Source organism: Streptomyces sp. SAI-135, from assembly GCF_029893805.1.
Classification (GTDB): domain Bacteria; phylum Actinomycetota; class Actinomycetes; order Streptomycetales; family Streptomycetaceae; genus Streptomyces.
In genome coordinates this window covers 717827-742425 of sequence record NZ_JARXYP010000002.1, presented here as the reverse complement: position 1 = coordinate 742425, position 24599 = coordinate 717827, and the positions used below count along the sequence as shown (strand labels likewise).

Genomic DNA, 24599 nt, shown 5'->3' with positions numbered 1-24599 from the left:
GGGACCCGTGCCCGGCGCCGGGTGGGCCGTTCAGCCCCTGCCGAGGGCGTGCGGGCCCCGCCTCAGCTGTGCCCGCCCGGTCTCAGGACGTGGAGTCCGCGAGCCAGAGGTCGGGGCCGAACACCTCGTAGCGGATGTGGCGCGACGGGACGCCCCGCTCCAGCAACTGGGTGCGGACCGCGCGCATGAAGGGCAGCGGACCGCACAGGTACACGGTGGCGTCGGCGGGCACCTCGACTCCGTCGAGGTCCATCAGCCCTGCGCGGGCGTCGGGCTCGGCGGCGCCGGGACGCTCGTACCAGAACACGCTCCGCGCCCGCGGCAGCCGGCCGGTCAGTTCATGGGTCTCGGCGCGCAGGGCGTGTGTGTCCGGGGAGCCGTCCGCGTGCAGGACGAGGACCGGGCGGGTGGAAGCGGTGGCGGTGAGGCGGGCGAGCATGCCGACCATGGGGGTGCAGCCGATGCCGGCGGAGACCAGGACCAGCGGGGTGCCGGCCTCGTCGAGGACGACGTCGCCGAAGGGCGCGGACAGGGTGAGTTCGTCGCCGGGCCGCACGGTGCGGTGGAGCAGGTCGGACACCTCGCCGTCGGGGGCGCCCTCCGTGCCGGTGACGCGTTTGACGGTGATGCGGCGCAGCTCCCCGCCGGGGTCCCCGGACAGGCTGTACTGGCGCAGTTGGCGCACTCCGTCCGGCATCCGCATCCGGACGCTGACGTACTGTCCGGCCCGTGCGGCCGGGGCGGGCAGGCCGTCGGCCGGGCGCAGCAGGAAAGAGACCACGTCCGCGGTCTCCTCACGGCGTTCGACCACCGTCCACGGCCGCCAGGCCGCGCCCGGCTCGACACCGGCCTCCTGGTAGATACGGGCCTCCTGGGCGATGAGCGCCCCGGCCATCAGCCAGTAGACCTCGTCCCAGGCGGCGGCCACCTCGGGGGTGACCGCGTCGCCGAGGACCTCGGCGATGGCGCCGAACAGGTACTTGTGGACGATCGTGTACTGGTCGTCGGTGACGCCGACCGCCGTGTGCTTGTGGGCGATGCGGGCCAGCAGGGCGTCCGGCCGGGTACCGGGCTCGGCGAGCAGGGCGGTCGCGAAAGCGGCGATCGAACCGGCCAGCGCCCGGCGCTGGGCGCCGCTGGCCTGGTTGCCGCGGTTGAACATCCCGTCCAGCAGCTCGGGCCGGTCGTGGAACATCGCGGCGTAGAACCGGGTGGTGATCTCGTCGAGGGCCCCGGCTACGGCGGGCAGGGTGGCCTTCACGAGGGCGGCGGACTCGGCGGACAGCATGAAGTCTCCCGGGACAGTGGGGAATCGGGTGCCGCCGATCGCTTGGCGGCCGACCCTGTATAGCAACAGTGATTCCGGCATTTGCGGTGGTTCCGGGCCTTCGTGGGCGGGTGCGGGACCCTTGGCGCCGAGGTGGGGACCAAGGTCCCGGAGCACCGCTTCGGGCCGGGACCGACCGGGCCGGGACCAGGGCCGTTCGGCCCAGGGTGGCCGCGCCGTGGCATGCCTAGCGTTCCGGCCATGGAGAAGGAGCAGAACGCACGGCAGGGACGGTCGGGCGGGGCCGAAGGCTGGCCGCTGGCCGCACGCCGGCTGCTGACGCGTCGGGAGGTGTCGGCCGACGGCCGCGCGGTGTTCGGCGAGAGCGACGGGAAGTGGGAGGGCTTCTACCGGGACCGCTGGGCCCACGACAAGGTGGTGCGCTCCACGCACGGCGTCAACTGCACCGGTTCCTGCTCGTGGATGGTGTACGTCAAGGACGGCATCATCACCTGGGAGCACCAGGCCACCGACTATCCCTCCGTCGGCACCGACTGCCCCGAGTACGAGCCGCGGGGCTGCCCGCGCGGGGCCTCCTTCTCCTGGTACACGTACTCGCCCAGCAGGGTCCGCTACCCGTACGTGCGGGGCGAGTTGCTCAAGCTGTGGCGTGCGGCACGGCGCAGGCTGGGCGATCCGGTGGCGGCCTGGGCCGAGATCACCTCCGACCCCGCGAAGGCACGTGCCTACAAGAGGGCCCGCGGCAAGGGCGGCCTGGTGCGGGCCGACTGGGACGAGGTCAGCGAGCTCGTCGCCGCCGCCCATGTGCACACCGTCAAGACCTACGGCCCGGACCGCGTCGCCGGTTTCTCGCCCATCCCCGCGATGTCGATGGCCTCCTTCGCGGCCGGCGCGCGCTTCATGTCGCTCATCGGCGGCACCCTGCTGTCCTTCTACGACTGGTACGCCGACCTCCCGATCGCCTCGCCGCAGGTCTTCGGCGACCAGACGGACGTACCGGAGGCCGCCGACTGGTGGAACGCGGGCTATCTGATCATGTGGGGATCCAACATCCCCGTCACCCGCACCCCGGACGCGCACTTCCTCACCGAGACCCGCTACAACGGCACCAAGGTCGTCGCGGTCAGCCCGGACTACGCCGACAACGTCAAGCACGCCGACGAGTGGCTCGCCCCGCACCCGGGCACGGACGGCGCGCTGGCCATGGCGATGGGCCACGTGATCCTGCGCGAGTTCCTCGTCGACCGCGAAGTGCCCTACTTCCGCGACTACTTGAAGACCTACACCGACGCACCCTTCCTGGTGACCCTGCGCGAGCACGGTGACCATGGTCTCGTCCCCGACGGGTTCCTGACCGCGGCCGATCTCGGATCGGACGAGGAGCACGCCGAGTTCAAGACCGTCCTCATGGACCGGGCCACCGGAGATCCGGTGGTCCCCGGCGGCTCGCTCGGCTTCCGGTGGGGGGAAGCCGGGCGAGGCCGCTGGAACCTCGAACTCGGGGACGTCGATCCCGAGTTGAGCCTGCTGGAAAGCGCCGAGGACACCGTCGGGATCGCCCTGCCCCGGTTCGACGAAGGTGCCACCGAGGGCGGCTCGGTCCTGGCGCGGGGCGTACCGGTACGCCGGATCGGCGGCCGGCTCGTCACCACGGTCTTCGATCTGATGCTGGCGCAGTACGGGGTCGGGCGGCCCGGACTGCCGGGCAGCTGGCCCTCCTCCTACGAGGACGCGACGCAGCCGTACACCCCGGCCTGGCAGGAGACCGTCACCTCGGTCCCCGCCGAGCAGGCCGCGCGGATCGCCCGCGAGTTCGCCCGCAACGCCGAGCGCACCAACGGCCGTTCGATGATCGCCCTGGGCGCCGGAACCAACCACTGGTTCCACTCCGACACCATCTACCGGGCCTTCCTCGCCCTGGTGACGATGACCGGCTGTCAGGGTGTCAACGGCGGCGGCTGGGCGCACTACGTCGGGCAGGAGAAGATCCGCCCGATCACCGGGCTCCAGCACCTGGCCTTCGCCTTCGACTGGCAGCGGCCCACCCGGCACATGGCGGGCACCTCCTACTGGTACCTGAACACCGACCAGTGGCGCTACGAGGCCTTCGGGCCGGACGAGTTGGCCTCACCGCTCGGCGAGGGACGGTTCACGGGAAAGGCGACCGCCGACTGCCTCGCCCAGGCGATCCGCCTCGGCTGGACACCCGGCCACCCCGGCTTCGACCGCAACCCACTGGACCTGGCGGACGAGGCGGCGGCACGGGGCCGCACACCCGCCGAGCACGTCGTCGACGAACTCACATCCGGGCGGCTGAAGTTCGCCGCCGAGGATCCCGACGACCCGGCCAACTTCCCCCGGGTCCTGACGGTCTGGCGGGCCAACCTCCTCGGCTCCTCCGGCAAGGGCAACGAGTACTTCCTGCGCCACCTGCTGGGCACCGACGCCGCCGTCCGCTCCGAGGAGACCCCGCCGCAGGGCCGCCCGAAGGACGTGGTGTGGCGGGAGGAGGCGCCCGAGGGCAAGCTCGACCTGCTGGTCGCCATGGACTTCCGGATGACCTCCACCGGCCTGCTCGCCGACGTCGTCCTGCCGGCCGCCACCTGGTACGAGAAGGACGACCTGTCCAGCACCGACATGCACCCCTTCGTGCACGCCTTCACCCCGGCCATCGCGCCGCCCTGGCAGGCCCGCACCGACTACGACACGTTCCTGACCCTCGCCGACCGCTTCAGCGAGCTGGCCGCCGAGCACCTGGGCACCCGCACCGACGTCCTGGCCGTGCCGTTGCTGCACGACACCCCCGACGAACTCGCCCAGCCCGGCGGAGTCGTGCGGGACTGGAAGGCGGGGGAGTGCGAGCCGGTTCCCGGAAGGACCATGCCCAAGCTGGTCACCGTCGAACGGGACTACACGGCCGTGGCCCAGAAGATGCGTGCCGTGGGCCCGCTGCTGGACAGCCTGGGCACCACGACGAAGGGCGTCACCGTCCACCCGGACCGGGAGATCGACGAGCTGCGGCGTCGCAACGGAACCGTGCGGCACGGAATCGCCGCCGGGCGCCCCTCCCTCGCCACCGCCACCGACATGTGCGAGGCGATCCTCGCCCTGTCCGGCACCACCAACGGACGGCTGGCCACCGAGGGATTCAGCCGGCTGGAGGAACGGACCGGCAGCGAGGGACTGGTCGGCCTCGCCGCCGAGCGCGAGGCCGAGCGCGTCACCTTCGCCGACACCCGCACCCAGCCCCGCGCGGTGATGACGTCGTACGAGTGGTCGGGCAGCGAGACGGGCGGACGCCGCTACTCGCCGTTCGTCATCAACGTCGAGCACAAGAAGCCCTGGCACACCCTCACCGGCCGCCAGCACTTCTTCGTCCAGCACGACTGGATCGCCGAGATGGGCGAGCAACTGCCCGTGTACCGGCCGCCGTTGAACACCAACCGGCACTACGGCAACGAGGAACTGGGCGGTGAGCGGGCCGAGGTGACGGTCCGTTATCTCACCCCGCACTCCAAGTGGTCCATCCACTCCGAGTACCAGGACAACGCCTACATGCTCGCGCTGTCCCGGGGCGGCCCGGTGATCTGGATGTCCGTGGCGGACGCCGAGAAGATCGGCGTCAAGGACAACGAGTGGATCGAGGCGTACAACCGCAACGGCGTCGTCGCCGCCCGGGCCGTGGTCACCCACCGCATGCCCGAGGGCACCGTCTACATGTACCACGCCAAGGACCGCACGGTGAACGTCCCGAAGACCGAGGTCAGCGGCCGCCGCGGCGGCATCCACAACTCCCTGACCCGGCTCCTGGTCAAGCCCACCCACCTCGCGGGCGGCTACGCCCAGTTCACCTACGCCTTCAACTACTACGGCCCCACCGGCAACCAGCGCGACGAGGTCACCGTGATCCGCAGGCGCTCGCAGGAAGTGGAGTACTGAGATGCCCCGTGGCGAAGCCACCATCGGACGCGTCATGGCCCAGGTCGCGATGGTGATGAACCTCGACAAGTGCATCGGCTGCCACACCTGCTCGGTCACCTGCAAGCAGACGTGGACCAACCGCACCGGCGTCGAGTACGCCTGGTTCAACAACGTCGAGACCAAGCCCGGCGTCGGCTACCCTCGCCGCTACGAGGACCAGGAGCACTGGAAGGGCGGCTGGATGCTCGACAAGCGCGGGCGACTGGTCCTGCGCTCCGGCGGACGCGTCAAACGCCTGCTGTCCCTCTTCTCCAACCCCGACCTGCCGTCCATCGAGGACTACTACGAGCCCGTCACCTACGACTACGACAACCTGGTCAGCGCCCCCGCCGGTCCGGACATCCCGGTCGCCCGCCCCCGCTCGGTCCTCACGGGCCGGCCCACGACGATCACCTGGGGCGCCAACTGGGAGGACGGCCTCGGCGGCGCCCCCGAGAACGCGGGCGGCGACCCCAACCTGAGCGGCGAGTGGGCCGAGAAGGTGAAGTTCGAGTTCGAGCAGACCTTCCTCTTCCACCTGCCCCGCCTGTGCGAGCACTGCCTCAACCCGGCCTGCGTGTCCGCCTGTCCGTCCGGCGCCCTGTACAAGCGCGTCGAGGACGGCATCGTCCTCGTCGACCAGGACAGGTGCCGCGGCTGGCGGATGTGCGTGACGGCCTGCCCGTACAAGAAGGTCTACGTCAACCACGTCACCGGCAAGGCCGAGAAGTGCACCTTCTGCTTCCCGCGCGTCGAGGCCGGACAGCCCACCGTCTGCTCCGAGACCTGCGTGGGCCGACTGCGTTACCTCGGGCTGCTCCTGTACGACGCCGACCGTGTGGGCGAGGCCGCCGCCACACCCGGCGAACACGATCTGCTCGACGCTCAGCGAGGCGTCTTCCTCGACCCGCACGACCCCGAAGTCCGCGCGGCGGCACGGGAGTCGGGCATCCCCGAGGACTGGCTGGACGCGGCCCGCCGCTCACCCGTGTACGACCTGGTCATGCGGTACAAGGTGGCTCTGCCGCTGCACCCGGAGTACCGGACGATGCCGATGGTCTGGTACGTCCCCCCGCTGTCCCCGGTGCTGGACGCCGTCGACGCGGCCGGCGGCGACCAGGACGATCCGGACCATGTCTTCGCCGCCGTCACCCGGCTGCGCATCCCGTTGGAGTACCTGGCGGAGCTGTTCACCGCCGGGGACACCGACATGGTCGCCGGCGTGCTGATGAAACTCACGGCACTCCGCTCCCACATGCGCTCACGTGTCCTCGGCGAAGGCGGGGACGAGAGCGCGCTGAAGGCCGTAGGACTCACCGCCCGGGAGGCGGAGGACCTACACCGGCTGCTCGCCGTTGCCAAGTACGCCGACCGCTACGTCGTCCCGGCGGCCCACAAGGAGGACGCCGCCGCGCTGAGCGCCCTGGAGAACCGCTGCCCGGTGGAGTCCTCCGACGAGCCGTCCGGCCGCAAGGTGTCGCTCGGCATGCCGACCCTGCGCCGCCGCACCTCTTCCGGAGGCCGACCGTGAGCCCTCTGCCCTCCACCGTGCCCGGCATGGTCCGCACCCGGGTCCGCGCGGCCGTGCGCCGGTCGTCGCGCCTCACCCGGGAGGAGACCGAGGCCCGGGTCCTGCTCCTGCGCCTGTGCTCGCTGTTCCTGCAGTACCCCGACGCCGAACTCACCGCCTCCCGCACCGAGTTGTCGGACGCCGTCGGGACACTGCCGCCCTCGCCGGCCGCCGAGCACCTGACCGCGTTCGCCGCCTGGTTCACCGGGCAGGAACCGGACGCGCTCGAACGTCACTACGTCGAGATGTTCGACCTGCGCCGCAAGAGCAGCCTCTACCTCACCTACTACCTGCACGGCGACACCCGCCGACGCGGCATGGCCCTGCTCACCCTCGCCCAGCGCTACCGCGCGACCGGCTGGGACACCGGCACGGGCGAACTCCCCGACCACCTCCCCGTGGTCCTGGAGTTCGCCGCGCTCGCCGGGCCCCGCACCGGGGAGGGACCGCTGCGACAGCACCGGCGGGGCCTGGAGCTGATCCACCACGCCCTCACCGACGCCGGCTCGCCCTACCGGCACGTGCTCGGCGCGCTGCTCAGCCTGCTGCCGCCGCCCACCGAGTCCGACCTGCGGGCCGTGGCCGAGCTGGCCGCGCAGGGCCCGCCCGAGGAGGAGGTCGGCCTCGAAGGGGGTTACGGGACGGGCGAGTTCGCCCCGCCCGGCACCTTCGTACCGCCCGCACCGGCCCCGCCCACCCTCGCGCCCCAGGAAGGCCCCCGATGAGCACCTCCGCAGCCGACCTCCTCCTGTGGGTCGCCTTCCCCTATGTCTGCCTCGCCGTGTTCGCCGTCGGCCACGTCTGGCGCTACCGGCACGACCAGTTCGGCTGGACCACCCACACCAGCCAGCTCCTCGAACACCGCTGGCTGCGCTACGGCAGCCCGCTCTTCCACCTCGGCGCCTTCATGGTCATCGCCGGGCACGTGGTCGGCCTCGCGGTCCCGGGCTCCTGGACCGACGCGGCCGGCGTCAGCGAGCACGCCTACCACGCCACGGCCGTCTGGGCCGGTTCGGTGGCCGGCCTGGCCATGGTCACGGGGCTCGGCATGCTCTGCGCCCGCCGACTGCTGACGCGCAGGATCCGCCTGGGCACCGATCGCAGCGACAAGGTCCTCTTCCCGCTGCTGTCCGCCACCGTCCTGCTCGGCATCGGCGCCACCGCCGTCCACAACGTCATCGGCGAGGGCTACGACTACCGGGCCACCGTCTCCGTCTGGTTCCGCGGCGTCTTCACCCTCCAGCCGCAGCCGGAGTCGATCAGCGGGGCACCCCTGCTGTTCCAGCTGCACGCCCTCACCGCCTGCCTCCTCTTCGCGGCCTGGCCCTTCACCCGCCTCGTCCACGTCTGGAGCGTCCCCGTCGGCTACCTGGCCCGTCCCTACCTCGTCTACCGCGGCAGGTCCACGACGGCCTCCCCGCCGGGGCCCGACCGGCCGATGCACTCCGCGCATTCGTGACAGACCCTGAGGACAGACACCGAGGACAGGGCGTCGTCAGCCGCTCCGGCCCGCAAGGCCGACGCGGGTCAACCCCGGTGCCACCAGGCCGGAGCCCGGTCACGCCAACTCCGTGACCGGGCTCCGGGTTCAGCCTGACGGGAAGGCGCCGGCCCCCACTAGTTCCGGTACCGGAACACGATCCGGCCGCGCGTCAGGTCGTACGGCGGCAACTCCACCAGCACCCGGTCCTCCAGCATGATCCGGATGTAGTTCTTGCGGATCTTCCCGCTGATGTGCGCGAGAACCTGATGGCCGTTCTCGAGTTCCACCGTGAACATGGCGCTGCGCAGGCACTCGACGACCCTGCCCTCGACCTCGATGACGTTCTTGTTCCTCGTCATCGCACCAGCTCCAGGTTGCTGCTCACCGGCCGGGCGCCGACGCCGTCGAACAGTGCCGAGCCCGCTCGGTTGGACTCCTGGACCTCGGTCCAGGCCTCCATGAAGCCGGAGCGGTGCAAAGTGCCCAGTGCATGGGCGAGCAGTGCCCGCGCGATGCCGCGGCGCTGCTCCCCGGCCCGGACCGCGATCAGCCCGATGCGTGGCCGGATCGCCGTCACCACCCGGATCAGCCCCAGGTAGCGGTCGGGCGCCGCGGCCACCGCGCATTTCGACGGGTCGACGACGGTGTCGCCCTCGCGGCGGGGGATCACCTCGGCGGGCATCGACCGCCACCCGACGGCCGCCTCGACCTCGTCACGGATCGCACGGTCCACCGCCCGCAGCAGGGTCTCGTCCGCCTGACCGGCGGGCACGATCGTCACGCCGGCGGGCGGCCGGACCGCGTCGAGTCCCGTGACGCGGGGGTCGGTGGGCACGGCGTACTCCCACTCGCGGCGCCGGATCGCGAACCCGGCCCGCCGCCAGGCGGCCGTCAGTTCGGTGTCGGCCTCGTCGACCACCGTGTGCACGGGCGCCGGCAGTTCGGCGAGCATGGCTTCGGCGAGCCGGTCGAAAGCGGTGTCGTGCCAGGCGTCGATGCTGACGAACAAGCGTCCGTCGGGCCGGTGGTGGGCATGCCCGCGACCGACCACCAGGTCGTCGTCCAGGGCGTGCCATTGCCTGTCCGCGACGCGCGTGATCATGACCGCGTGTTCGCTCAGGCCAGGTGTGAAAGGCGTTGTGTCCATCGGAGTCTCCCTCCAGGAGTGCCTCGATCTCAGGCGCTCCTGGCGACACCGAACGTCAGCCGCCGGACCGTGACGGGTTGAGGGAGCACCCACGGGTAACTGTGTTCACGGGGCTCACCTCCCTACGACGACTTCACGGTCCACCGGGAAAGTAGCAGCGGCCGTCGCCCGGCTCAAACCCTTTTCGGGAGGCGACCGGGTCCTGGCCTGGCCTGGCCTGACCCCGGCATGGTCCCGGAACGTACTGGCGCGGCCCGGACTTAGGTCCATGTACTGAATGCCGTCGGGGCTCGGGTCGGGTCCCGATCGCGGGCGCCGTGGCTAGCGTTGGCGATCAGCCAAGATCACGCGTGCGCACCCCGCGGAGGGGACGCCTGGCCCAGAGGTCGTGGACGCACCCGAGGAGAGCGATGTCCGGCAGCGGTTATACGTATCTGTGCGCGGTCGACGTGTTGGAGGAGGGTGTGCCCCGCCGGTTCGAGGTGGAGGGTGTTCCCGTCACCCTCGTCCTCGCCGAGCAGCAGGTGTTCGCGATCCACGACGTGTGTTCGCACAGCGCCGTCTCGCTGTCCGAGGGCGAGGTGGACGGGTGCACGGTGGAGTGCTGGCTGCATGGTTCCCGTTTCGACCTGCGCACCGGAAAACCCCTCGACCCGCCGGCGATGCGTCCCGTGCCGGTGTATCCGGTGCGGATCGAGGACCACGGGGTGTACGTGCTCGCGGTGGCGCCGGGTGGGGGGTGACGAAGGGGTCGGCGATGTCACCGGCCCGCGTCAGCCGAAGAGAGCGACGACGCCCTTCACCCAGATCGCGAGGAACGCGACGCTCCCACCAGGCAGCCGGTGCCCGCCCGGACGCCGCCGACCGGCCACGCCCCGGAGGATTCCTCCGCATCCCCGTCGGGGCGGCCCCGGTAGGAGGCCGGATCGTCCCAGTCGACGGGGTGCCCCGGCTCCGCAGCGCATGCCCTGCGTACCGAGGCCGGCTGTCCCTCGGCGAAGGCGGACGCCGCCATGGTCTCCGGCCCGCGCCAGGCGAGGGCTTTCATCCGTCGGCCCGGGTGACCCGTGGCACGCCTCGAAGGCCGCGGTCTCGTCGGCGTCGCCATAGAGCCCGTGACCCTCGCCCAGCTACGGATGCCCGAGTTGACGACCGCCGACATCGAGCAGGCGGAGGCGGACTCGCTGAAGTACCGGTACGAGTAGCCGGTTCGGCCGGCCTGGCTCACCGTTGGCCTTCAGGTGATCACGCCGCGACGCCGAGGAGGATCGCCGGCCGATGAACCGGGTGGGAGGCCACTCTGGTCGGCCGCCGCTGTCGGCGTCGTCGCGCTCCGTTCGAGGCTCGCTGCGTCAGTGCCAGTCGCTGATCTTCACGTCGCGTGGATCGGGGGCACCTTCCCCGGTCTCGAGGAGTTGCTTGAGGCTCAACAGGAAGGTGGCCCACTTGGTGCTGCAGTGGTGCATGAACTCGACCGGCTCACGCCAGCCCTCGTGCCGGAACAGGACGATCGTGTAGTCACCGTCCTGACGGAGGTCCCACTGCACGCTCGTGCCGATCCATTCCTCTGGTCCGTCGATCACGTCCCAGCGGACGAGCCGACCGGGATCGAGCTCGGTGACCTTCATGTCGAACCCACCCGGCCCGAACCGGAACTCGATCACCCCGTCGAGGTCGGTCTCTCCGTACGTCTTCTCGGTCCACCAGCCGGACAAGCCGTCCAGGGTGGTCAGCGCGTCGTACACCTGCTGCGGTGAGGAGTGCTCGACGCCGATGCGGTGAAGGATGTCTGGCATCTTCGTGTTCCTCTCTACTGCTGCGTGCCGGTCTTGTTGTCCGTGTTCCTGGCCTGGTCCTTTTCGCGTTGGATCGTCTCGGCGATGCGCTTGATGCGCTGGAGTCGGGAGTCCCAGGCAGCGCCGACGTCGGCGAGTTGGGCGACGGCGCGGGCGAGCTGGGCCTGATCGACGTGGAACTGCTTCTCGCGACCGGCGGTGGTGGCGTGCACCAGACCGACCCGGTCGAGGACGACGAGGTGTTTCGCGACCGCCTGCCGAGTCACCGGCAGGTGTTCGCTGAGGCTGGTCGCCGTCCCACTGCCGTCACGCAGCAACAGGTCGAGCATCCGGCGCCGGGTCGGGTCGCCGACCGCCGACCAGAGATCGTCGTCCACCATCATGCTCGGCCACCAGCTCCGGCCTTCGCGGCGTACACAGGCAGCCGCGGGAGGTAGAAGTCCCACCCGGTGGTGTGCTCGGCGTACCTGGCGGCAACCTTCGCCTCGTCCCAGCCACGCTCGCGGAACCCGCTCTCGGTCATGCGCAGGAGGGTCCCCGTCCCGGCGGGTTCGAGCTCGAAGACGACCAGGTTCGAATTGCCGGGGGCGGCTGGTTCCCCCTCCTCGTGGGTCCACCGGAAGGAGAAGAGCCGTGGCGGCACGGCGTCGACGACCGTGAACTGCACCCAGGTGCCGCCCTGCGAGCAGTCCCCGAAACCGATCCGCCCCGTTCCCCCGGGCACGGGCGGGAACTCCGCCTCGTCCGGCCACCACTGGCGCAGGTGCTCGGGGCTGCTCACCACGTCGAAGACGACCTCGGGTGAGGCGTCGATGTGGATCTCCCGCTCGATCGTGCCGTACTCCATGTCCACCCACCTTCTGCAACCTTTGGTTGCGAAACAACCTAGCCCACATTGCGAGAAATGTGCAACCTTTAGTTGCGTGACTGTCGTCCTACTGGGGGAAAGGGAAACGACCCCCGGGCCGGCTCAGCGTCTCTGCCGCGGCCTCGACGAAGTCGTGGACGAGAGGAGAGCGCCGGGACGACACCCACGCCAGGGCCACCTCGTTGGGGCCGATGTCTTCCACGGGCAGCGGGACGACGTCCGGGCGGGTGTAGAAGGTCGCGGTGGACAACGGGAGTACGCACACGCCCGCACCGGAGGCCACCAGTTCCAGCTTCTCCTCCACCTGGTGGATGGCCGGGACCTCGCGGCGCCGTCCCTCACGCAACTCCACGGCCACGTCGCGCCACTCGGGTACGGCATCCGGGTCCTGGAGGAGATGTTCGGAGGCGAGGTCGCCCACGGTCACCGAGGCGTTGCCGGCCAGGCGGTGCCCCACCGGCAGCATGACGACCCGGGGTTCCTGGAAGAGCGGACGTACCTGCAGTCCGCGCCGGTCGATCGGCAGTCGTACGATGCCGATGTCCGCCCGGCCGTCCACCAGCACCTCCACCTGGTCGTCCCAACTGGTCCGCAGCAGACGCACGTTCACGCCGGGCCGGCGGGCGGTGAAGGCGGCGGTGGCCGGAGTGACCACGACGCCGGGCATGAAGCCGACGGTCAGCGTGGGGGCGCCCTGCGCCGCCGCACTCACCCGCCGCCGGAGTGCCTCGGCCGAGGCGAGCAACGGCACGGCGTCCTCCAGCAGTTGCCGACCGGCCGGCGTGAGCACCGTGCCGCGCCGGTCACGGTCGAAGACCGAGGCGCCGAGTTCGTCCTCCAGGCTCCGGATCTGACGGGACAGGACCGGCTGGGCGATGTGCAGCCGCTCGGCCGCGCGTCCGAAGTGGAGCTCTTCGGCCACGGCCACGAAATAGCGGAGCTTCCGCAGATCAAGATCCACCCGGACTCACCGCTCACTCTCCTCCAAGCGACGACCCGTCCGGGCAGTCGACCGTCCTGAACGACTCCGCCGGCCCCCCCGTGGGACGACCGGGGCGACCGGGGCGACTGGTCACGAATCTACCGGTTCGGCCGACGGGCGCACCCTGTCCCAGCTGGTCACTCGCGGCCGGCGAGGACGGTCAGCGGATCCGTGTGCGCCGGGACCCAGCCGAGTTCGGCCCCGGCGCGCGCCGGGGTGAGCTGCTGGTCCAGCGCGAAGGCGTCCGCGATCGGGCCCATCTGCTCGCGGGCCTGCTCCAGGGTGAGGGAGGCGACCTTGCCGTCCAGCCCGACGGACTGCGCGATCGCCAGCGCACACTCCTTGGCGGAGGGATTCACCCCGCCCACACCCACGTACACCGAACCGGGCTTCGCCCGCAGGGCGGCGACGTAGAGCTCCGCGATGTCGTCGATGTGCACGAGTGCCCAGCGGTTGTGGCCGTCGCCGATGTACGGAACGGCGCCCGCCTCCCGGCCCGGGACGGTGTAGAAGGCGTCGATCAGGCGGTTCTCTCCGCCGTACAGCAGGCCGGGCTGCACCACGACGGGGCGGCCGCCCTGCTCTGCGCGCCGCAGCACGGCCTGCTCGACGGGCTTGCGCCAGGCGACCGGCGACGGCGGGTTCCAGGGGGCGGTCTCGTCCACGACCCCGTCGGTGTCGCCGTAGACCCAGGTGCCGCCCGTGTGGACGTAGGCGCCGGTGCCGATGCCGTCCTGCATGGCGGTGGCAGCCGCGAGGTCCTCGTCCCCGGTCTCGGCCTGCGCCAGGTGGATCACCGCCTCAGCGCGGGCGGCGGCCGCGTTGAGCACGCCCAGGTCTCGCAGCCCGCCGCGCACCGGAGCCGCTCCGAGGGAGGCGACGGTCTCGGCGGCGCGGTCGTTGCGGGCCAGCGCCTCCAGGGTGTGCCCGTGGCGCAGCAGCGCGCCGATCGTCGCTTTGCCGATGTATCCGGATCCGCCGGTGAGGAAGATCTTCACGGTCATGAGCTCCTGTCTCCGCAGGCCGGTGATGTCGCTGATCAGCCTGCGGCCGGGGGCGGCCCCGCGTCCAAGACCTCTTTCGACGCCTGTGATACCCGCAGGGCATCAGGGCCTGTGGTCCACCCCGTCGAGGCACCAGAAGGATCACGGATAGGTGCCGTAGTGCCGTGGGGTGGGACCGGGTGCGTTCGCTTCCACCCAGGAGTTGACGGAGACGCCCACTAGCCCCATCAGCACAATGGCGGCGATCCCCTGGACGAAGAAGTTCTTGATCTTCCACACTCCGTACCCCAGGAGCAGGAAGAAACCGAACAGCAGGATCCCGCTGACCATGGCTCCGCCACTCATCAGATGCTCCTCGGCGGCTCGTGCGGCGGCCGCTTCCCGGCGTACCGCGCCTCAGCCCGCGCGGCGGTGAGGGCTCCTTTGTCCAGCCGGGTCGACCCCGGCATCGCCTGGACCGTGGGCAGGGCCGGAACCTGACGTACTGGCTCAGATGCCACCTCGGCTGATGCCTCGGTGGACTCCATGTCCCGCGGGATGTGCGCCCGCACCACCAGCCTCTGCGCCGAAGGGGCCCCGATCGGCCTCTTGACTGTCTTCAACGCCCTTTCCGGTGCAGCTTGTTGGCGCGAATTTTCGGCTTTCACCATGTGCCCCCGTCGCCGGTTCGGATCCTGGTAACCCGAGCCAAGGTAGGGAGACAACCGCCGGGCGGGCCTCCGGCACACGCTCAGGGATGTCCCCGGGGTGGGCCGGCAACGCCGTTGTGGGGGAGGGGAAAGCCATGGACGATGCTGTGCCGGACGGGCGGGACAGCCGTACCGGGTTCGTGGGACGCCAGGACGAACTGGCCGAGCTGCGCCGGCTGTACGGGAAGGCGGCCATGCGGTGGCCCGGTCCTGTGGTGGTCGAAGGTCCCCCCGGCATCGGCAAGACGGCACTGGTGAGGCGCTTCGTCGCCGACACGGCGCGCGGCCGCGTCCTGACGGCGGCCGGCGAGGAGAACGAGGTGGATCTGCCCTACGGCGTGCTGGGCCAGCTCCTGGGGCGTCCGGTGCACGTGGACCCGCTCACAGCCGGAGCCGAACTGCTGGACTGCCTCAGCGAGTTGCAGGAGGCCGAGCCTGTCGTGGTGGTCGTGGACGATGCGCACTGGGCGGACGCGCCCTCACTGCACGCCCTCACCTTCGCGTTGCGCCGGCTGCGGGAGGACCACGTCCTGTGTCTGTTCGCGCTGCGTGACGTGGACAGCGGCCGGCTGCCCGGCGGACTGCGCCGGATCCTCCTTGACGACACCACCGTGCGGCTGCGGCTCGCAGGGCTGACAGCGGAGGACTTCGTGGCCTTCAGCGCCCGGTTCGTGGCCGAGCCGCTGCCACCGGCCGCGCTCCGGCGTCTGCACGCTCACACCCAGGGCAATCCATTGCACTGCCGCGCCCTGCTGGAGGAGGCGCCGTCGGCCGTGCTGCGCTCCACCGGGACCCCGCTGCCCGCTCCGCAGTCGTACACCAGGTTCGTCCTGGACCGGCTCGCCCGCTGCGCCTCGCCCGCACGGGCGCTGGTGCGGGCCGCCGCCGTCCTCGGCCAGCAGTGCGGCCTCGACCGGGCCGCCCGCGTCGCCGGCATTCCGGCACCGGTGACCGCTCTCGGACAGGCCATGACCCACGGGCTGCTCCAGGAGATCTCGCAACCCGAGGGCACCGTCATCTCCTTCCCCCACTCCCTGGTCCGAGCGGCCGTCTACCACGGGCTCGGCCCGGTCCGCCGCACCGCGTTGCACGCCCGGGCGGCGGAGAGCGAGGTCGAGGAGTTCACCCGTCTGCACCACACGGCCCTCGCCGCCTACGGGCCCGATGACGGCCTGTCGGCCGAACTCGCCCACTGCGCACGGCGACGCGGCACCGTGGGGCGGTGGGTGGAGGCAGCACCCCTGCTACGCCATGCGGCCCGGCTCGCGGTGCGGCCACAGGAGCGGGGCCGACTGGACTGCGAGGCCGTCGAGGCCTATCTCTTCGACGGCAGGGAGGAGGAGGCCGCCGCAGTCGTGGCGGCGCTGCCCGAGGTGACCGACGAGGCCGTACGAAACTGCGCACGAGGCCATCTCGCGCTGACGGCCGGACACATCACCCAGGCGCGCGTCCTGCTGGACGAAGCATGGCGACTGCGCACACCGGGAGCGGACGTCGGCCTGGAAGCCCGGATCGCCGAACAGCAGGTCATGGTCCACATGATGGGCGGCCACGCCACCGGGGTGTGTCACTGGGCCGAACGGGCCCGCGACGCCGACGGCAGAACCCGCTCCGGCGGGACGCTGCGCTTCATCCACCTTGCCGCGCTCGGTCAACTGGGGCTCTACACGGAGGGGTTCCTGCTGGCCGCGAGTCTTCCCGAAGCCGCACTGGCAGGCCCGGCGGACATCGAACTCCTGATGGGACGGGGGGTGTTGCGCATGTACGCCGACCGCGCCGCCGAGGCCCGTCACGACCTCGAGCGGGCCGCGGAACTCGCGCGCTCCGGACCCGTGCCCTTGCGGGTCGTCGCTCTGGCGATCCTCGCGAAGGCCGAGTTCCTGTGCGGATCCTGGGACGCGGCGACACTGCACTGGGAGACCGCCTCCTCTGTGGCCGCCGACCTCGGTCAGGGATGGATCGCGCCCGTGGTGCACGCGGAGGCGGTCGTCCTGCTCGCGGCCCGCGGGGAGTACGACCTCGCCGCACAGCGATTGAGGACAGTGCGTGATCATCCCGTGGTGCGGGAGTCCGCGATGGTCGAGATCTTCGTGACCTACGCACGCGCCCACCTGGCCTACGTCCGCGGCGACGCCACGGCCGCCGTCGGCCTGCTGCGTACGCTCCTGCCCTACGAGGAACTGGACTTCGCCGCCGAGCCCGGCGTCCTGGTCTGGCGTGACCTGCTGGCCGAGTCCCTGGTCGCGACCGGCCGTCTCGACGAGGCCGAAGAGGTGCTGAGCGCCCTCGAACGGCGTGCGGCTGACCGCTGCCGTGCCTCGACCCTGGCGTCTGTCTGCCGGGTACGGGGCTCCCTGCACGTGGCCCGTCGTGAGCCGAAGCTCGCCGAACAGGCGTTCACCGAGGCCGTCGAGCGCGCTGCTCGCGTCGAGCTGCCGTTCGAACGAGCGCGAGCAGAACTGGACCTCGGCTGTTTCCTGCGACGCACCGGACGCCGTGTGCGAGCGCTGGACCTTCTGAAGAAGGCGCGAGCCCGTCTCGTGGAGCTGGACGCCGTGCACTTCCTGCGCCGCTGCGACCAGGAACTGGCCGCCTGCGGGCAGGCCTCAGGCGGAGCCGCCACGGTCTTCGCGGCAGTACGGGAACGGCTCACCCCGCAGGAGCACGCGGTCGTCCGGCTCGCGACGCGGGGGCTGACGAACCGTCAGATCGCACGCGAGCTCGTCCTGAGCGCGAAGACCGTGGAATATCACCTCAGCCACGCCTACGCCAAGCTCGGCGTACGGTCGCGGGTGGAACTCGTGGCCCGGGCCGCCACGCCTACGGAAGGATCTGGAACGGCTGGCTGACGGCGAAGGTCGACCCCGGCTTCTTGTTGCCGTACACGACCGAGCCGTACGCCTGGACCAGGTGACCCCGATGGGCCTTGAGGTCGGCGCTGCTCATGACGAACTCGAAACTCGTAGGCAGTCCTGCCCAGTTGGGGTCCTGGAAGCGTCCCTTCACCTCACCGGCCTTGGAGGTGTTGGCGACCTGCGCGGGAATGCCCGTGCCGTCGCTGAGGTCGCGGACCGCCAGCGTGACCAGGTAGTCGCCACCGCCGTCCCACAGCGTGTCCCCGGCCTCCGCCTCCAGCACGACGTCACCGTCCTGGTCCGGGTCCAGGGTGAAGTCGGCGATCCCTCCCTTGAGTTGGCGGCTGAAGACCCGCACGATCTGAGCGTCGTTCGGTCCCATCGTTACCCCCTTCGATGCCGGCCGACGGTCGGCCGTCCAGCGGAACGTTAGGGATTCGTCGCCCGCGGTCGCCTCAGGGAGGAGCCCGGGGAAGTCCCCGGGGTGCCTGTCGCCGGCACGCCTCGGGGTGCACGTGAGCGAGATGGCGTCGCCGTGCTGACAGGGCGTCCTTCACTCTGGCCAGGCTGGACAGGCTGTATGGGCTATGTAGAGTACGAGTGTGGGGAAGCCGCGTATGACCCTGCAGACCCAACTGGTGCTGCGGGCTTTGCTGGAGGACCCCGCCAAACAGCGCTACGGCCTGGAGCTGTGCGAGTTGGCGGGACTGCCGTCGGGCACGATCTATCCGATCCTGGCCCGCCTGGAACGCGTCGGCTGGGTCGACAGCGTCTGGGAGGACCCCGCCGTGCACGAGGCGGAAGGCCGTCCGCGCCGCCGCTTCTACCAGATCACCGAGGGCGGCGCCGAGCAGGCGCGCAGCGCCCTCGCGCACGCCTACCGTGCCCGCAGGCAACCTCTGCCGGGGTGGGCCGCGTAGACCCGACGGCGGAGGGGGGGAGCGTCATGAACGCCCGGCGCCGGTCAGCGACCAGGTGGCCCCGGCGGCGTGAGAACGCACCGTCGCCGGCCGAGGTCCTGGCTGCCGTGGGCACGCGTCACCCCCATGCCGACCTCGCCTCCGTCCGGCTCGCTCACGACGAGGCGGCCCATTGGCACGCGGGGCAGGCCCGTCGCGGCGGAGACCCATATGTCACCCACTGTCTGGAAGTCGCCGCCGTCGTCGCGGACATGGGCATGCCGCCGGCTGTGGTCTGTGCGGCCCTGCTGCACGACATCGAGGACACCCCCGTGCCCGCCGGGCCGTGTCGCCGAGCGTTTCGGTGAGGATGTCGCTCGTCTGGTGTCGGCGGTCCGGCTCGCCGAACTCGATATGGTTGCGCCCGACGATCTGCTCCTGGACACCGCCGCTCCGACGCTCGAACAGGCCGTCCTGGCCATCTGTCCTGCCGACCGGCTCCACAACCTGCGCACCATCGCCTTCCTCGCCCCGGCCAAGCAGCGCCGCAAAGCATCTGAAACTCTCGAGGTGCTCGTCCCGCTGGCCCGCGCGACCGGCCTGACCGACGTCAGAAGCGAACTGGAGGCCCTCGCGGCGTCCGTTCCGCACCCTCCGTCATCCGCCTTCGCCGTCACCACACGGGTTCTGGCCCTGCTCAGCCTGGTGCTGCCCGCCCAGCAGCGAGCGCGGTGGCGGGAGGAGTGGCAGGCGGAACTGACCTGTCTGCGCTCATGGCAGGCGCGCGCTCGGTTCACTCTCCACGTTCGACACGCCCCAGGAGCCCTGCCAGGCTCTCCAGACCGACACCGCAACTGCAGAACGACACTTGACGCCGACTCGGCGCGAGAAGCGGTGGGAGGCGGAGGCTGTTGCGACGGGGGTGACCGACAGCGACGGCGAAGCCGTCCAGTACGCAGGGCAGGTCGTCCACGAGGGCGACATGCGGGTCCCTGCTGCCAGCAAGATCGGCAATTGCACTGTGGAACCGGCCTAGCGCTTTCTGGCCTTCGCCGGCCGGGCGGGTGTGCTGTGGCTGTGCACTACCGCACGGACATGTTGCCGATCGGCGTCGGCGTGCGGGAGTGACGGAGAGGTCAGCGAGGGGCCGCGAGTACGTCCTGGAGTACGTTCTCGAGCGTGACGCGGGCCAGTTCGCCCCGCAGGGTCGCCTCGATGCCCTCGTAGATGCCCTGCATCGCCGGCTGGATGCCGTGACCCACCACGCATTCCTGGTCCGGGGTGGTGCGGTGCATCGCGAACAGTGGGCCAGGTTCCACGGCCTCGTACACGTCGAGCAGGGTCATCGACCCCAGTTCCCGTGTCAGAGTCCAGCCCGCGCCCACGCCCCGCCGGGACTCCACGAGCCCGGCCCTGCGCAGCTCGCCGAGCAGCCGCCTGATCACCACGGGGTTGGTGTTCGCGCTGGTCGCGATCTGCTCGGACGTGGCGACCTCGTGGCCCTGGCGCTGGTACAGGCCGATCCAGGCCAGCGCGTGGGCGGCCAGGGTCAACCTGCTGTTGGCACTCATGAGCTCCTCCTGCCGGCCGCAACGCTTCATGTTACGACGAGGCAGTCGTAACAGCTATGGTTGCGACAGGTGGTCGTAACCGTTAGCGTTACGACTGTTCGGAGGATCTATCCACGAGGTGAGAACAATGAGCAAGCCGCTGACGGGCAAGGTCGCCCTGGTCACCGGGGGGTCGCGCGGGCTGGGAGCCGCGACCGTACGACTGCTGGCCGAGCAGGGTGCCGACGTCGCCTTCACCTATGTCAGTTCCGAAAAGCAGGCGCAGGCCGTCGTCGACGACGTGCGTCTCAAGGGAGCGAAGGCGATCGCCTTCAAGTCCGACCAGGCGGACACGAGTCGGGCACCGGCCCTGATCGACGACGTGCTCGCGCACTTCGGCGGCCTGGACATCCTCGTCAACAACGCGGCGATCTCGGTGGAGCAGGGCCGCACGGTGGACGACCCGGACGCCGACACGGCCGCACTGGACCGGATGCACGCCACCAACTACCTGGGCGTGATAGCCGTTACCCGCGCCGCCTCCCGAGTGCTGCGCGCGGGCGGCCGGATCATCACGGTGAGTTCCGGACTCGGCTCCCGGGTCGGCGTCCCCGGCCTCGCCGACTACTCGGCGACCAAGTCGGGGGTCGAGAGGTACACCATGGGGGTCGCACGGGATCTCGGGCCCCGGGACATCACGGCCAACGTCGTGGAAGCCGGACTGATGGACGGGGGCATGGACGGGCCGGACCCCGAGACCCTGAAGGCGCTCGTCAGCTCGCTGTCCCTGCAACGCGTGGGTCGCCCCGAGGAAGTCGCCGCGGCGATCGCCTTCCTGGCGAGCCCCGACGCGTCGTACGTCACGGGTGCGGTGCTGGACGCCCACGGTGGCTACAACGCCTGAATGTCCCGGGCGTGCGGCGAGACCCCATGTCCATCCCGACGAGGTGAGTCCCTCGGTCCGGCCGAGGGCGCCGCGGCGTCACGCGTCCCGGCAGGCGTCGGCCTTGAACTCCTCCAGGGAGACGGTGACTTCGGTTTCGTCGCCGCTCTCGGAGATGCGGCCGTAGCGGACCTTGCCCGGAGTGAGCCGGGCCCGGTCGGCCAGGGTGAAGGTGACGCTGCTCGACGACCACGAGTCGTCCTTGGTCCAGCCGTACAGGGCGTACGTGGTCCCGGCGTCGAGCGCGGCGAGCGATCCGGCGGCCTTCCAACCGGCAGTCGGCGCGTCGAGAGTCCAGGTGGCGAGACCTGCCTCGAGGGGTCGGACGGCGGTCCATGAACCGACCGTCACCTGCTCGTCGGCGTCGTCACTGTCCTCGTGGAGCATCGCGCCGTCGATCTCGTGGCCGCAGACCATCATGACGCCGAGCAGATGACCGTCTTCGGTCACGGAAATGCCGGCGACGGCATCGACGGGCACCGTGCACCCCGAGGTCGCGGCCAGGGCCACTCCGACCGAGAGCACGCCCACGAGGCGCCGGAACGCCGGCCGTGACGCCGTCGACCACATGCCTGCCCCCCTGCCCGGAGGCTCACGTGAGCCCCTGTCCCTGGAATGCTAGAGAGCAAGGGAGACCAGGTCGTAGCCTTGCCACCCACCCGTTGCGCATTCGTTGTCGCCGTTGACGGGTGGCGGGCGGGACGGCGGGTCATCTGCCGGGCCCGATTTCACGGCTGAGATCGGGCCGGGCAGAAGCGGTCAGGGGTGGGTCACGGGTGTCTGGAGTTCTGTCACCCAGTCGTCGTGGTTCTCGGGGCACTCCAGGTTGATCTCGCGCGGATATCCGGCCGACTGGTAGCCGTTGGCGTCGATCCAGTGGGCCAGGGTCTGGGCCGTCGGGAGCACGGTGTCCATGGAGCCGCGGTGGACGATGGTCGCCGCCTGGTCTAGGGACGGCAGGTCGAGGATGCGGAAGACGTCGTCCCGGAGAGGGGCCGAGACCTGGACGGCGGCGTGGACGACGATCTGTCCGCCGCCCTCCGGGGCGTCCTCGTAGTAGGCCACTCCGGGTCCCGTGGGGGTGACTCCCGCCGAGCTGAGGCGCTGGAACAACTCGGCGTAGAGCGGCCCGATGACCGGGCTGATGTCCTCGGGGTCGAAACTCGCGGCGGTCGCGGTCAGCTCCGCCACCCGGACGGCGGGAACGCTCTTGATCACAACGTCGTTCGTGGGCATGTGCCCCTCGCTCTCGATCGCTCGGAGCCTCGCCTCGACCTGGACCAGCCGTGCTCCCGCGGCGGCCATGGCGGTCTCGAGTTCGGACCGTCGCAGTCGCAGCATGCCGCGCAGTTCCTCCGCGCTGACCTTCTCCTCCACGATGTCGTGCACCTGTAGGAGGGTGAAGCCGAGGTCCTTGAGCGCGATGATCCGGTTGAGGCGGGCGAGCTGGGCGGCCGTGTAGTACCGGTAGCCGCTGACAGGGTCGACGTGCGCCGGTCTCAGCAGCCCGGTCGCGTCGTAGTGACGCAGCATCCGAACCGAGACGCGGCCGTGCCGGGCGAAGTCTCCGATGGTGAACATGATGTCTCCAAGCCGACCGCCTGACACGGTGTGAGGGTCAAGAGGCCACCCGGGGACGGGGTGACGCAGCCGGCACCGGACTGGGGGATCACGGTGCCGTCGCCGCAGTGCGTGTGCGCCGGGTCAGCCGGTGAGTTCCGTGTGGAGGCGGATCGTGGTCCCGGTGTCGGGGGTGGAGCGGATCTCGACCAGGTCGCAGAGCTGGTGGGCGAGCCACAGGCCCCGCCCGCCGACCTGGGTGCTGGTCGGCCTGCGCCGTCCGGCCAGGGGATCCGTGATGTAGCCGGTGTCGCGGAACTCGCACACGAGCCGGTGGTCCTCGCTCCAGGTGCGCAGCGTGCCCTGCCCGCCGCCGTGGCGGATGCTGTTGGTGGCGATCTCGGTGGCGGCCAGGTGCAGCTCGCGCAGTCGGCTCCCGCCCAGTCCGAGCTGTGCGGCGCAGGCCGAGATCTTCTCCCGCAGGGCGGGCAGGTCACCGCCGGCGTAGATGAACTCCTCGTAGGGGTCGCACGGGTGGCTCAGCGGGCCGAAGGCGAACGGGGCCTTCGGGTCGTAGTCCGTCGAGAGCGTGCTGTGTCCGCCCGAGCGGATCCGGGGATGGCAGCGGGTGAGCTGCTCCAGGGCGGTGTTCTCCCCGGCCGTGTCGTAGGGGCACAGCAGCCACCAGGCGGGGCCGTCGGCGAAGGCCCTGTTCAGCAGCCACTCGTGATAGCGGAGCTGTTCCGCCTGCGCCTGGCTGCGTACTTCGTCCCAGGGGGATTCGCCGATCCCGCGCACGGGCCGGCCCCCTGCGGCTTGCTCCTTGATCCAGTCCTGCCAGGCTCCGATGAGCCGGCCCGGGTGGTGCGCCACGGCGCTGGTGTCGACGTAACGGACCGTGCCGTCCTCGGGCACCTCGGACCGCAGCAGGGACGCCTTGTGCTCGGGGACGGCCACCACGACGGCCTCGCCTTCGTCCAGGGCCTCCTGGATGAAGCCGACGGTGCCCTGGAGGAACTCGTCGCGGCCCGCGTACGGGTACAGCTCGTGCCGGTACCCGGCCTGCGCGGGCGGGGGAGTGCTGGAGTCGAAAAAGAGCGTCACGGCGCCATCACCACCGGAATCGAGGGGACGGCGAAGCCGGAGAGCTCCCACGCGAGCCGCAGTGTCTCGTTCGTTCCTTCCAGGACCACTTTGCGATCGGGAAGATATCGGGACGCGTCGGCCAGGGTGCTCATCGCTGCCGCGTCGAAGAACTCCAGACCGTGGCAGAGCAGGCGTACGGTCGCGCTCTGTGCGAGCAGCGTGCACAGGACCGCACCGAAAGCGTCGGCGCCTTCGGCGTCGATGGTCCCGTTCACCGTCCAGCCTTCCTTTCCCGTCCGGTACACCTTGAACGCTGGTGATGCCGGACGGCTGCCCAGATGGTGGGGATGCACACACCCGACTTCTTCCAGTGTAGAAGCGTCCCATTCGGCGCCGCGGTACGCGCAGACCACCAGGGCGCCGCTGTCGGCGGCGAACTCCTCCAGATCCAGCTCGCTGCGCAGCAGTTCCTCGGGCCCCTCGGACCACGCGCCGGGGGTCACGTGGTGCAGCACGCGCAACGACCGGTATCCCTCACGCCCGGCGCTCTCCGCCTCGCGGCGCACCGCGGCGATCAGGGAGCCGTCCAGCCGGGCGGGGTCGAGCACCGTCTGTGCGAACTCCCCGGCCGCCTCCACCGCGGGGCCGACGATCATCACCTTGTCGCCGAACAGGGCCCCGTCCGCGACGAAGGCCCGGCTGCGGTCGATGAGATCGTCCGTCGGCCCCATCATCTGGCAGACGTGATCACCGATGCCGGTCTCGTCGAGTGTCGCCAGCGTGCGCGCCGCTCTCACCGATCCTCCTCGCTCTGGTCGTCTCACCCTACTGACTTACCCCTCACAGCGTTTCCGAGTGGCGCGATCTTCGGACGGGACGGGACGGGACGGAACGGGACGGCCAGGTCTGGGCCGCGTCT

General features: G+C 70.8%; 24 protein-coding genes and 1 pseudogene. 9 read left to right on the top strand and 16 right to left on the bottom strand.

Translation table 11 applies throughout. The features are described from left to right. Positions 1-82 precede the first annotated feature (82 nt). Positions 83-1288 carry a globin domain-containing protein gene (locus tag M2163_RS07760; RefSeq protein WP_280893539.1) on the bottom strand — a complete coding sequence of 402 codons (1206 nt, stop codon included), beginning with the start codon at positions 1286-1288 and terminating at the stop codon, positions 83-85. 240 nt (positions 1289-1528) lie between these two features. Here M2163_RS07760 and M2163_RS07755 point away from each other — a divergent pair, with 240 nt between their 5' ends. From M2163_RS07755 to narI, 4 genes are read left to right on the top strand one after another with little or no spacing between them, the layout of a single operon-like run. Then, entirely contained in the window at positions 1529-5227 is a 3699-nt protein-coding gene (locus M2163_RS07755; protein ID WP_280893538.1) for a nitrate reductase subunit alpha, read from the top strand. A gap of 1 nt (position 5228) precedes the next feature. Further along, positions 5229-6779, top strand: coding sequence for a nitrate reductase subunit beta (gene narH, locus M2163_RS07750; RefSeq protein ID WP_280893537.1), 1551 nt, complete (start codon positions 5229-5231; stop codon positions 6777-6779). Then, positions 6776-7543, top strand: a complete 768-nt coding sequence (gene narJ, locus M2163_RS07745) for a nitrate reductase molybdenum cofactor assembly chaperone (protein ID WP_280853556.1) — start codon at positions 6776-6778, stop codon at positions 7541-7543. Before narH ends, narJ begins: the two co-directional genes overlap by 4 nt. Continuing rightward, a complete protein-coding gene (gene narI / locus M2163_RS07740) occupies positions 7540-8277 on the top strand; it encodes a respiratory nitrate reductase subunit gamma (protein WP_280893536.1) in 738 nt (245 codons plus the stop codon). Before narJ ends, narI begins: the two co-directional genes overlap by 4 nt. A 158-nt stretch (positions 8278-8435) precedes the next feature. Here narI and infA read toward each other — a convergent pair whose 3' ends face one another. Next, the gene (gene infA, locus M2163_RS07735) at positions 8436-8660 is read right to left on the bottom strand and encodes a translation initiation factor IF-1 (RefSeq protein ID WP_168720805.1); all 225 of its coding nucleotides are present in this window, start codon (positions 8658-8660) and stop codon (positions 8436-8438) included. Further along, on the bottom strand, positions 8657-9448 hold the full coding sequence (locus M2163_RS07730; protein WP_280893535.1) for a GNAT family N-acetyltransferase: 792 nt from the start codon (positions 9446-9448) through the stop codon (positions 8657-8659). The genes infA and M2163_RS07730 overlap by 4 nt, the downstream gene beginning before the upstream one ends. 410 nt (positions 9449-9858) lie before the next feature. Here M2163_RS07730 and M2163_RS07725 point away from each other — a divergent pair, with 410 nt between their 5' ends. Further along, positions 9859-10191, top strand: a complete 333-nt coding sequence (locus M2163_RS07725) for a non-heme iron oxygenase ferredoxin subunit (protein WP_280893534.1) — start codon at positions 9859-9861, stop codon at positions 10189-10191. A gap of 56 nt (positions 10192-10247) precedes the next feature. On the opposite strand, the gene M2163_RS07720 is transcribed toward M2163_RS07725, so the two are convergent. Continuing rightward, positions 10248-10463, bottom strand: a complete 216-nt coding sequence (locus M2163_RS07720) for a hypothetical protein (RefSeq protein WP_348542164.1) — start codon at positions 10461-10463, stop codon at positions 10248-10250. Positions 10464-10563: 100 nt separating this feature from the next. On the opposite strand from M2163_RS07720, the pseudogene M2163_RS07715 reads away from it, so the two are divergent. Further along, a pseudogene (locus M2163_RS07715) lies at positions 10564-10653 on the top strand (pyridoxamine 5'-phosphate oxidase); the annotation flags it as partial. Between the two features lie 147 nt (positions 10654-10800). Here M2163_RS07715 and M2163_RS07710 read toward each other — a convergent pair. The 6 genes from M2163_RS07710 to M2163_RS07685 all read right to left on the bottom strand — a co-directional run bounded on the left by M2163_RS07710 (position 10801) and on the right by M2163_RS07685 (position 14443). Beyond that, positions 10801-11244 carry an SRPBCC domain-containing protein gene (locus M2163_RS07710; RefSeq protein WP_280853566.1) on the bottom strand — a complete coding sequence of 148 codons (444 nt, stop codon included), beginning with the start codon at positions 11242-11244 and terminating at the stop codon, positions 10801-10803. 14 nt (positions 11245-11258) lie between these two features. Continuing rightward, a complete protein-coding gene (locus M2163_RS07705) occupies positions 11259-11627 on the bottom strand; it encodes a helix-turn-helix domain-containing protein (protein WP_280853567.1) in 369 nt (122 codons plus the stop codon). Further along, the gene (locus M2163_RS07700) at positions 11624-12091 is read right to left on the bottom strand and encodes an SRPBCC family protein (RefSeq protein ID WP_280893533.1); all 468 of its coding nucleotides are present in this window, start codon (positions 12089-12091) and stop codon (positions 11624-11626) included. Before M2163_RS07700 ends, M2163_RS07705 begins: the two co-directional genes overlap by 4 nt. Before the next feature lie 88 nt (positions 12092-12179). After that, entirely contained in the window at positions 12180-13073 is an 894-nt protein-coding gene (locus M2163_RS07695) for a LysR substrate-binding domain-containing protein (protein ID WP_280893532.1), read from the bottom strand. Positions 13074-13231: 158 nt separating this feature from the next. Further along, positions 13232-14092, bottom strand: a complete 861-nt coding sequence (locus M2163_RS07690) for an NAD-dependent epimerase/dehydratase family protein (RefSeq protein ID WP_280897227.1) — start codon at positions 14090-14092, stop codon at positions 13232-13234. A gap of 147 nt (positions 14093-14239) precedes the next feature. Then, complete coding sequence (locus tag M2163_RS07685) at positions 14240-14443, bottom strand: hypothetical protein (protein WP_280893531.1); 204 nt, start codon at positions 14441-14443, stop codon at positions 14240-14242. A 439-nt stretch (positions 14444-14882) separates the two neighbouring features. On the opposite strand from M2163_RS07685, the gene M2163_RS07680 reads away from it, so the two are divergent. After that, positions 14883-17636, top strand: a complete 2754-nt coding sequence (locus M2163_RS07680; protein WP_280893530.1) for a LuxR family transcriptional regulator — start codon at positions 14883-14885, stop codon at positions 17634-17636. Here the strand turns inward: M2163_RS07680 and M2163_RS07675 are convergent. Then, a complete protein-coding gene (locus M2163_RS07675; RefSeq protein ID WP_280893529.1) occupies positions 17608-18024 on the bottom strand; it encodes a hypothetical protein in 417 nt (138 codons plus the stop codon). The two genes, M2163_RS07680 and M2163_RS07675, sit on opposite strands and share 29 nt — an antisense overlap. 235 nt (positions 18025-18259) lie before the next feature. Between M2163_RS07675 and M2163_RS07670 the strand changes: the two genes are divergently transcribed. Further along, positions 18260-18562 (top strand): PadR family transcriptional regulator, encoded by a 303-nt coding sequence (locus M2163_RS07670; protein ID WP_280853573.1) that lies wholly within the window; start codon positions 18260-18262, stop codon positions 18560-18562. Between the two features lie 1115 nt (positions 18563-19677). On the opposite strand, the gene M2163_RS07665 is transcribed toward M2163_RS07670, so the two are convergent. After that, on the bottom strand, positions 19678-20112 hold the full coding sequence (locus M2163_RS07665) for an Rrf2 family transcriptional regulator (RefSeq protein ID WP_280893528.1): 435 nt from the start codon (positions 20110-20112) through the stop codon (positions 19678-19680). A gap of 127 nt (positions 20113-20239) precedes the next feature. Between M2163_RS07665 and M2163_RS07660 the strand changes: the two genes are divergently transcribed. Further along, positions 20240-20995, top strand: coding sequence for an SDR family oxidoreductase (locus M2163_RS07660; protein ID WP_280853577.1), 756 nt, complete (start codon positions 20240-20242; stop codon positions 20993-20995). A gap of 78 nt (positions 20996-21073) precedes the next feature. On the opposite strand, the gene M2163_RS07655 is transcribed toward M2163_RS07660, so the two are convergent. The 4 genes from M2163_RS07655 to M2163_RS07640 all read right to left on the bottom strand — a co-directional run bounded on the left by M2163_RS07655 (position 21074) and on the right by M2163_RS07640 (position 24477). Then, on the bottom strand, positions 21074-21604 hold the full coding sequence (locus M2163_RS07655) for a hypothetical protein (protein WP_280893527.1): 531 nt from the start codon (positions 21602-21604) through the stop codon (positions 21074-21076). A 189-nt stretch (positions 21605-21793) separates the two neighbouring features. Continuing rightward, positions 21794-22615, bottom strand: a complete 822-nt coding sequence (locus tag M2163_RS07650; RefSeq protein ID WP_280893526.1) for a MerR family transcriptional regulator — start codon at positions 22613-22615, stop codon at positions 21794-21796. Positions 22616-22738: 123 nt separating this feature from the next. Continuing rightward, on the bottom strand, positions 22739-23698 hold the full coding sequence (locus M2163_RS07645; RefSeq protein ID WP_280893525.1) for a sensor histidine kinase: 960 nt from the start codon (positions 23696-23698) through the stop codon (positions 22739-22741). After that, positions 23695-24477, bottom strand: coding sequence for an MEDS domain-containing protein (locus M2163_RS07640; protein WP_280853581.1), 783 nt, complete (start codon positions 24475-24477; stop codon positions 23695-23697). The genes M2163_RS07645 and M2163_RS07640 overlap by 4 nt, the downstream gene beginning before the upstream one ends. Positions 24478-24599 lie beyond the last annotated feature (122 nt).

Excerpts from the sequence above, each read along its gene's own strand:
- M2163_RS07760 (WP_280893539.1), bottom strand. The coding sequence starts at position 1,288 with ATGCTGTCCGCCGAGTCCGCCGCCCTCGTGAAGGCCACCCTGCCCGCC.
- M2163_RS07755 (WP_280893538.1), top strand. The coding sequence starts at position 1,529 with ATGGAGAAGGAGCAGAACGCACGGCAGGGACGGTCGGGCGGGGCCGAA.
- narH (WP_280893537.1), top strand. The coding sequence starts at position 5,229 with ATGCCCCGTGGCGAAGCCACCATCGGACGCGTCATGGCCCAGGTCGCG.
- narI (WP_280893536.1), top strand. The coding sequence starts at position 7,540 with ATGAGCACCTCCGCAGCCGACCTCCTCCTGTGGGTCGCCTTCCCCTAT.
- infA (WP_168720805.1), bottom strand. The coding sequence starts at position 8,660 with ATGACGAGGAACAAGAACGTCATCGAGGTCGAGGGCAGGGTCGTCGAG.
- M2163_RS07730 (WP_280893535.1), bottom strand. The coding sequence starts at position 9,448 with ATGGACACAACGCCTTTCACACCTGGCCTGAGCGAACACGCGGTCATG.
- M2163_RS07725 (WP_280893534.1), top strand. The coding sequence starts at position 9,859 with ATGTCCGGCAGCGGTTATACGTATCTGTGCGCGGTCGACGTGTTGGAG.
- M2163_RS07720 (WP_348542164.1), bottom strand. The coding sequence starts at position 10,463 with ATGGCGGCGTCCGCCTTCGCCGAGGGACAGCCGGCCTCGGTACGCAGG.
- M2163_RS07710 (WP_280853566.1), bottom strand. The coding sequence starts at position 11,244 with ATGCCAGACATCCTTCACCGCATCGGCGTCGAGCACTCCTCACCGCAG.
- M2163_RS07705 (WP_280853567.1), bottom strand. The coding sequence starts at position 11,627 with ATGATGGTGGACGACGATCTCTGGTCGGCGGTCGGCGACCCGACCCGG.
- M2163_RS07700 (WP_280893533.1), bottom strand. The coding sequence starts at position 12,091 with ATGGAGTACGGCACGATCGAGCGGGAGATCCACATCGACGCCTCACCC.
- M2163_RS07685 (WP_280893531.1), bottom strand. The coding sequence starts at position 14,443 with ATGAGTGGCGGAGCCATGGTCAGCGGGATCCTGCTGTTCGGTTTCTTC.
- M2163_RS07680 (WP_280893530.1), top strand. The coding sequence starts at position 14,883 with ATGGACGATGCTGTGCCGGACGGGCGGGACAGCCGTACCGGGTTCGTG.
- M2163_RS07675 (WP_280893529.1), bottom strand. The coding sequence starts at position 18,024 with ATGGGACCGAACGACGCTCAGATCGTGCGGGTCTTCAGCCGCCAACTC.
- M2163_RS07670 (WP_280853573.1), top strand. The coding sequence starts at position 18,260 with ATGACCCTGCAGACCCAACTGGTGCTGCGGGCTTTGCTGGAGGACCCC.
- M2163_RS07665 (WP_280893528.1), bottom strand. The coding sequence starts at position 20,112 with ATGAGTGCCAACAGCAGGTTGACCCTGGCCGCCCACGCGCTGGCCTGG.
- M2163_RS07660 (WP_280853577.1), top strand. The coding sequence starts at position 20,240 with ATGAGCAAGCCGCTGACGGGCAAGGTCGCCCTGGTCACCGGGGGGTCG.
- M2163_RS07655 (WP_280893527.1), bottom strand. The coding sequence starts at position 21,604 with ATGTGGTCGACGGCGTCACGGCCGGCGTTCCGGCGCCTCGTGGGCGTG.
- M2163_RS07650 (WP_280893526.1), bottom strand. The coding sequence starts at position 22,615 with ATGTTCACCATCGGAGACTTCGCCCGGCACGGCCGCGTCTCGGTTCGG.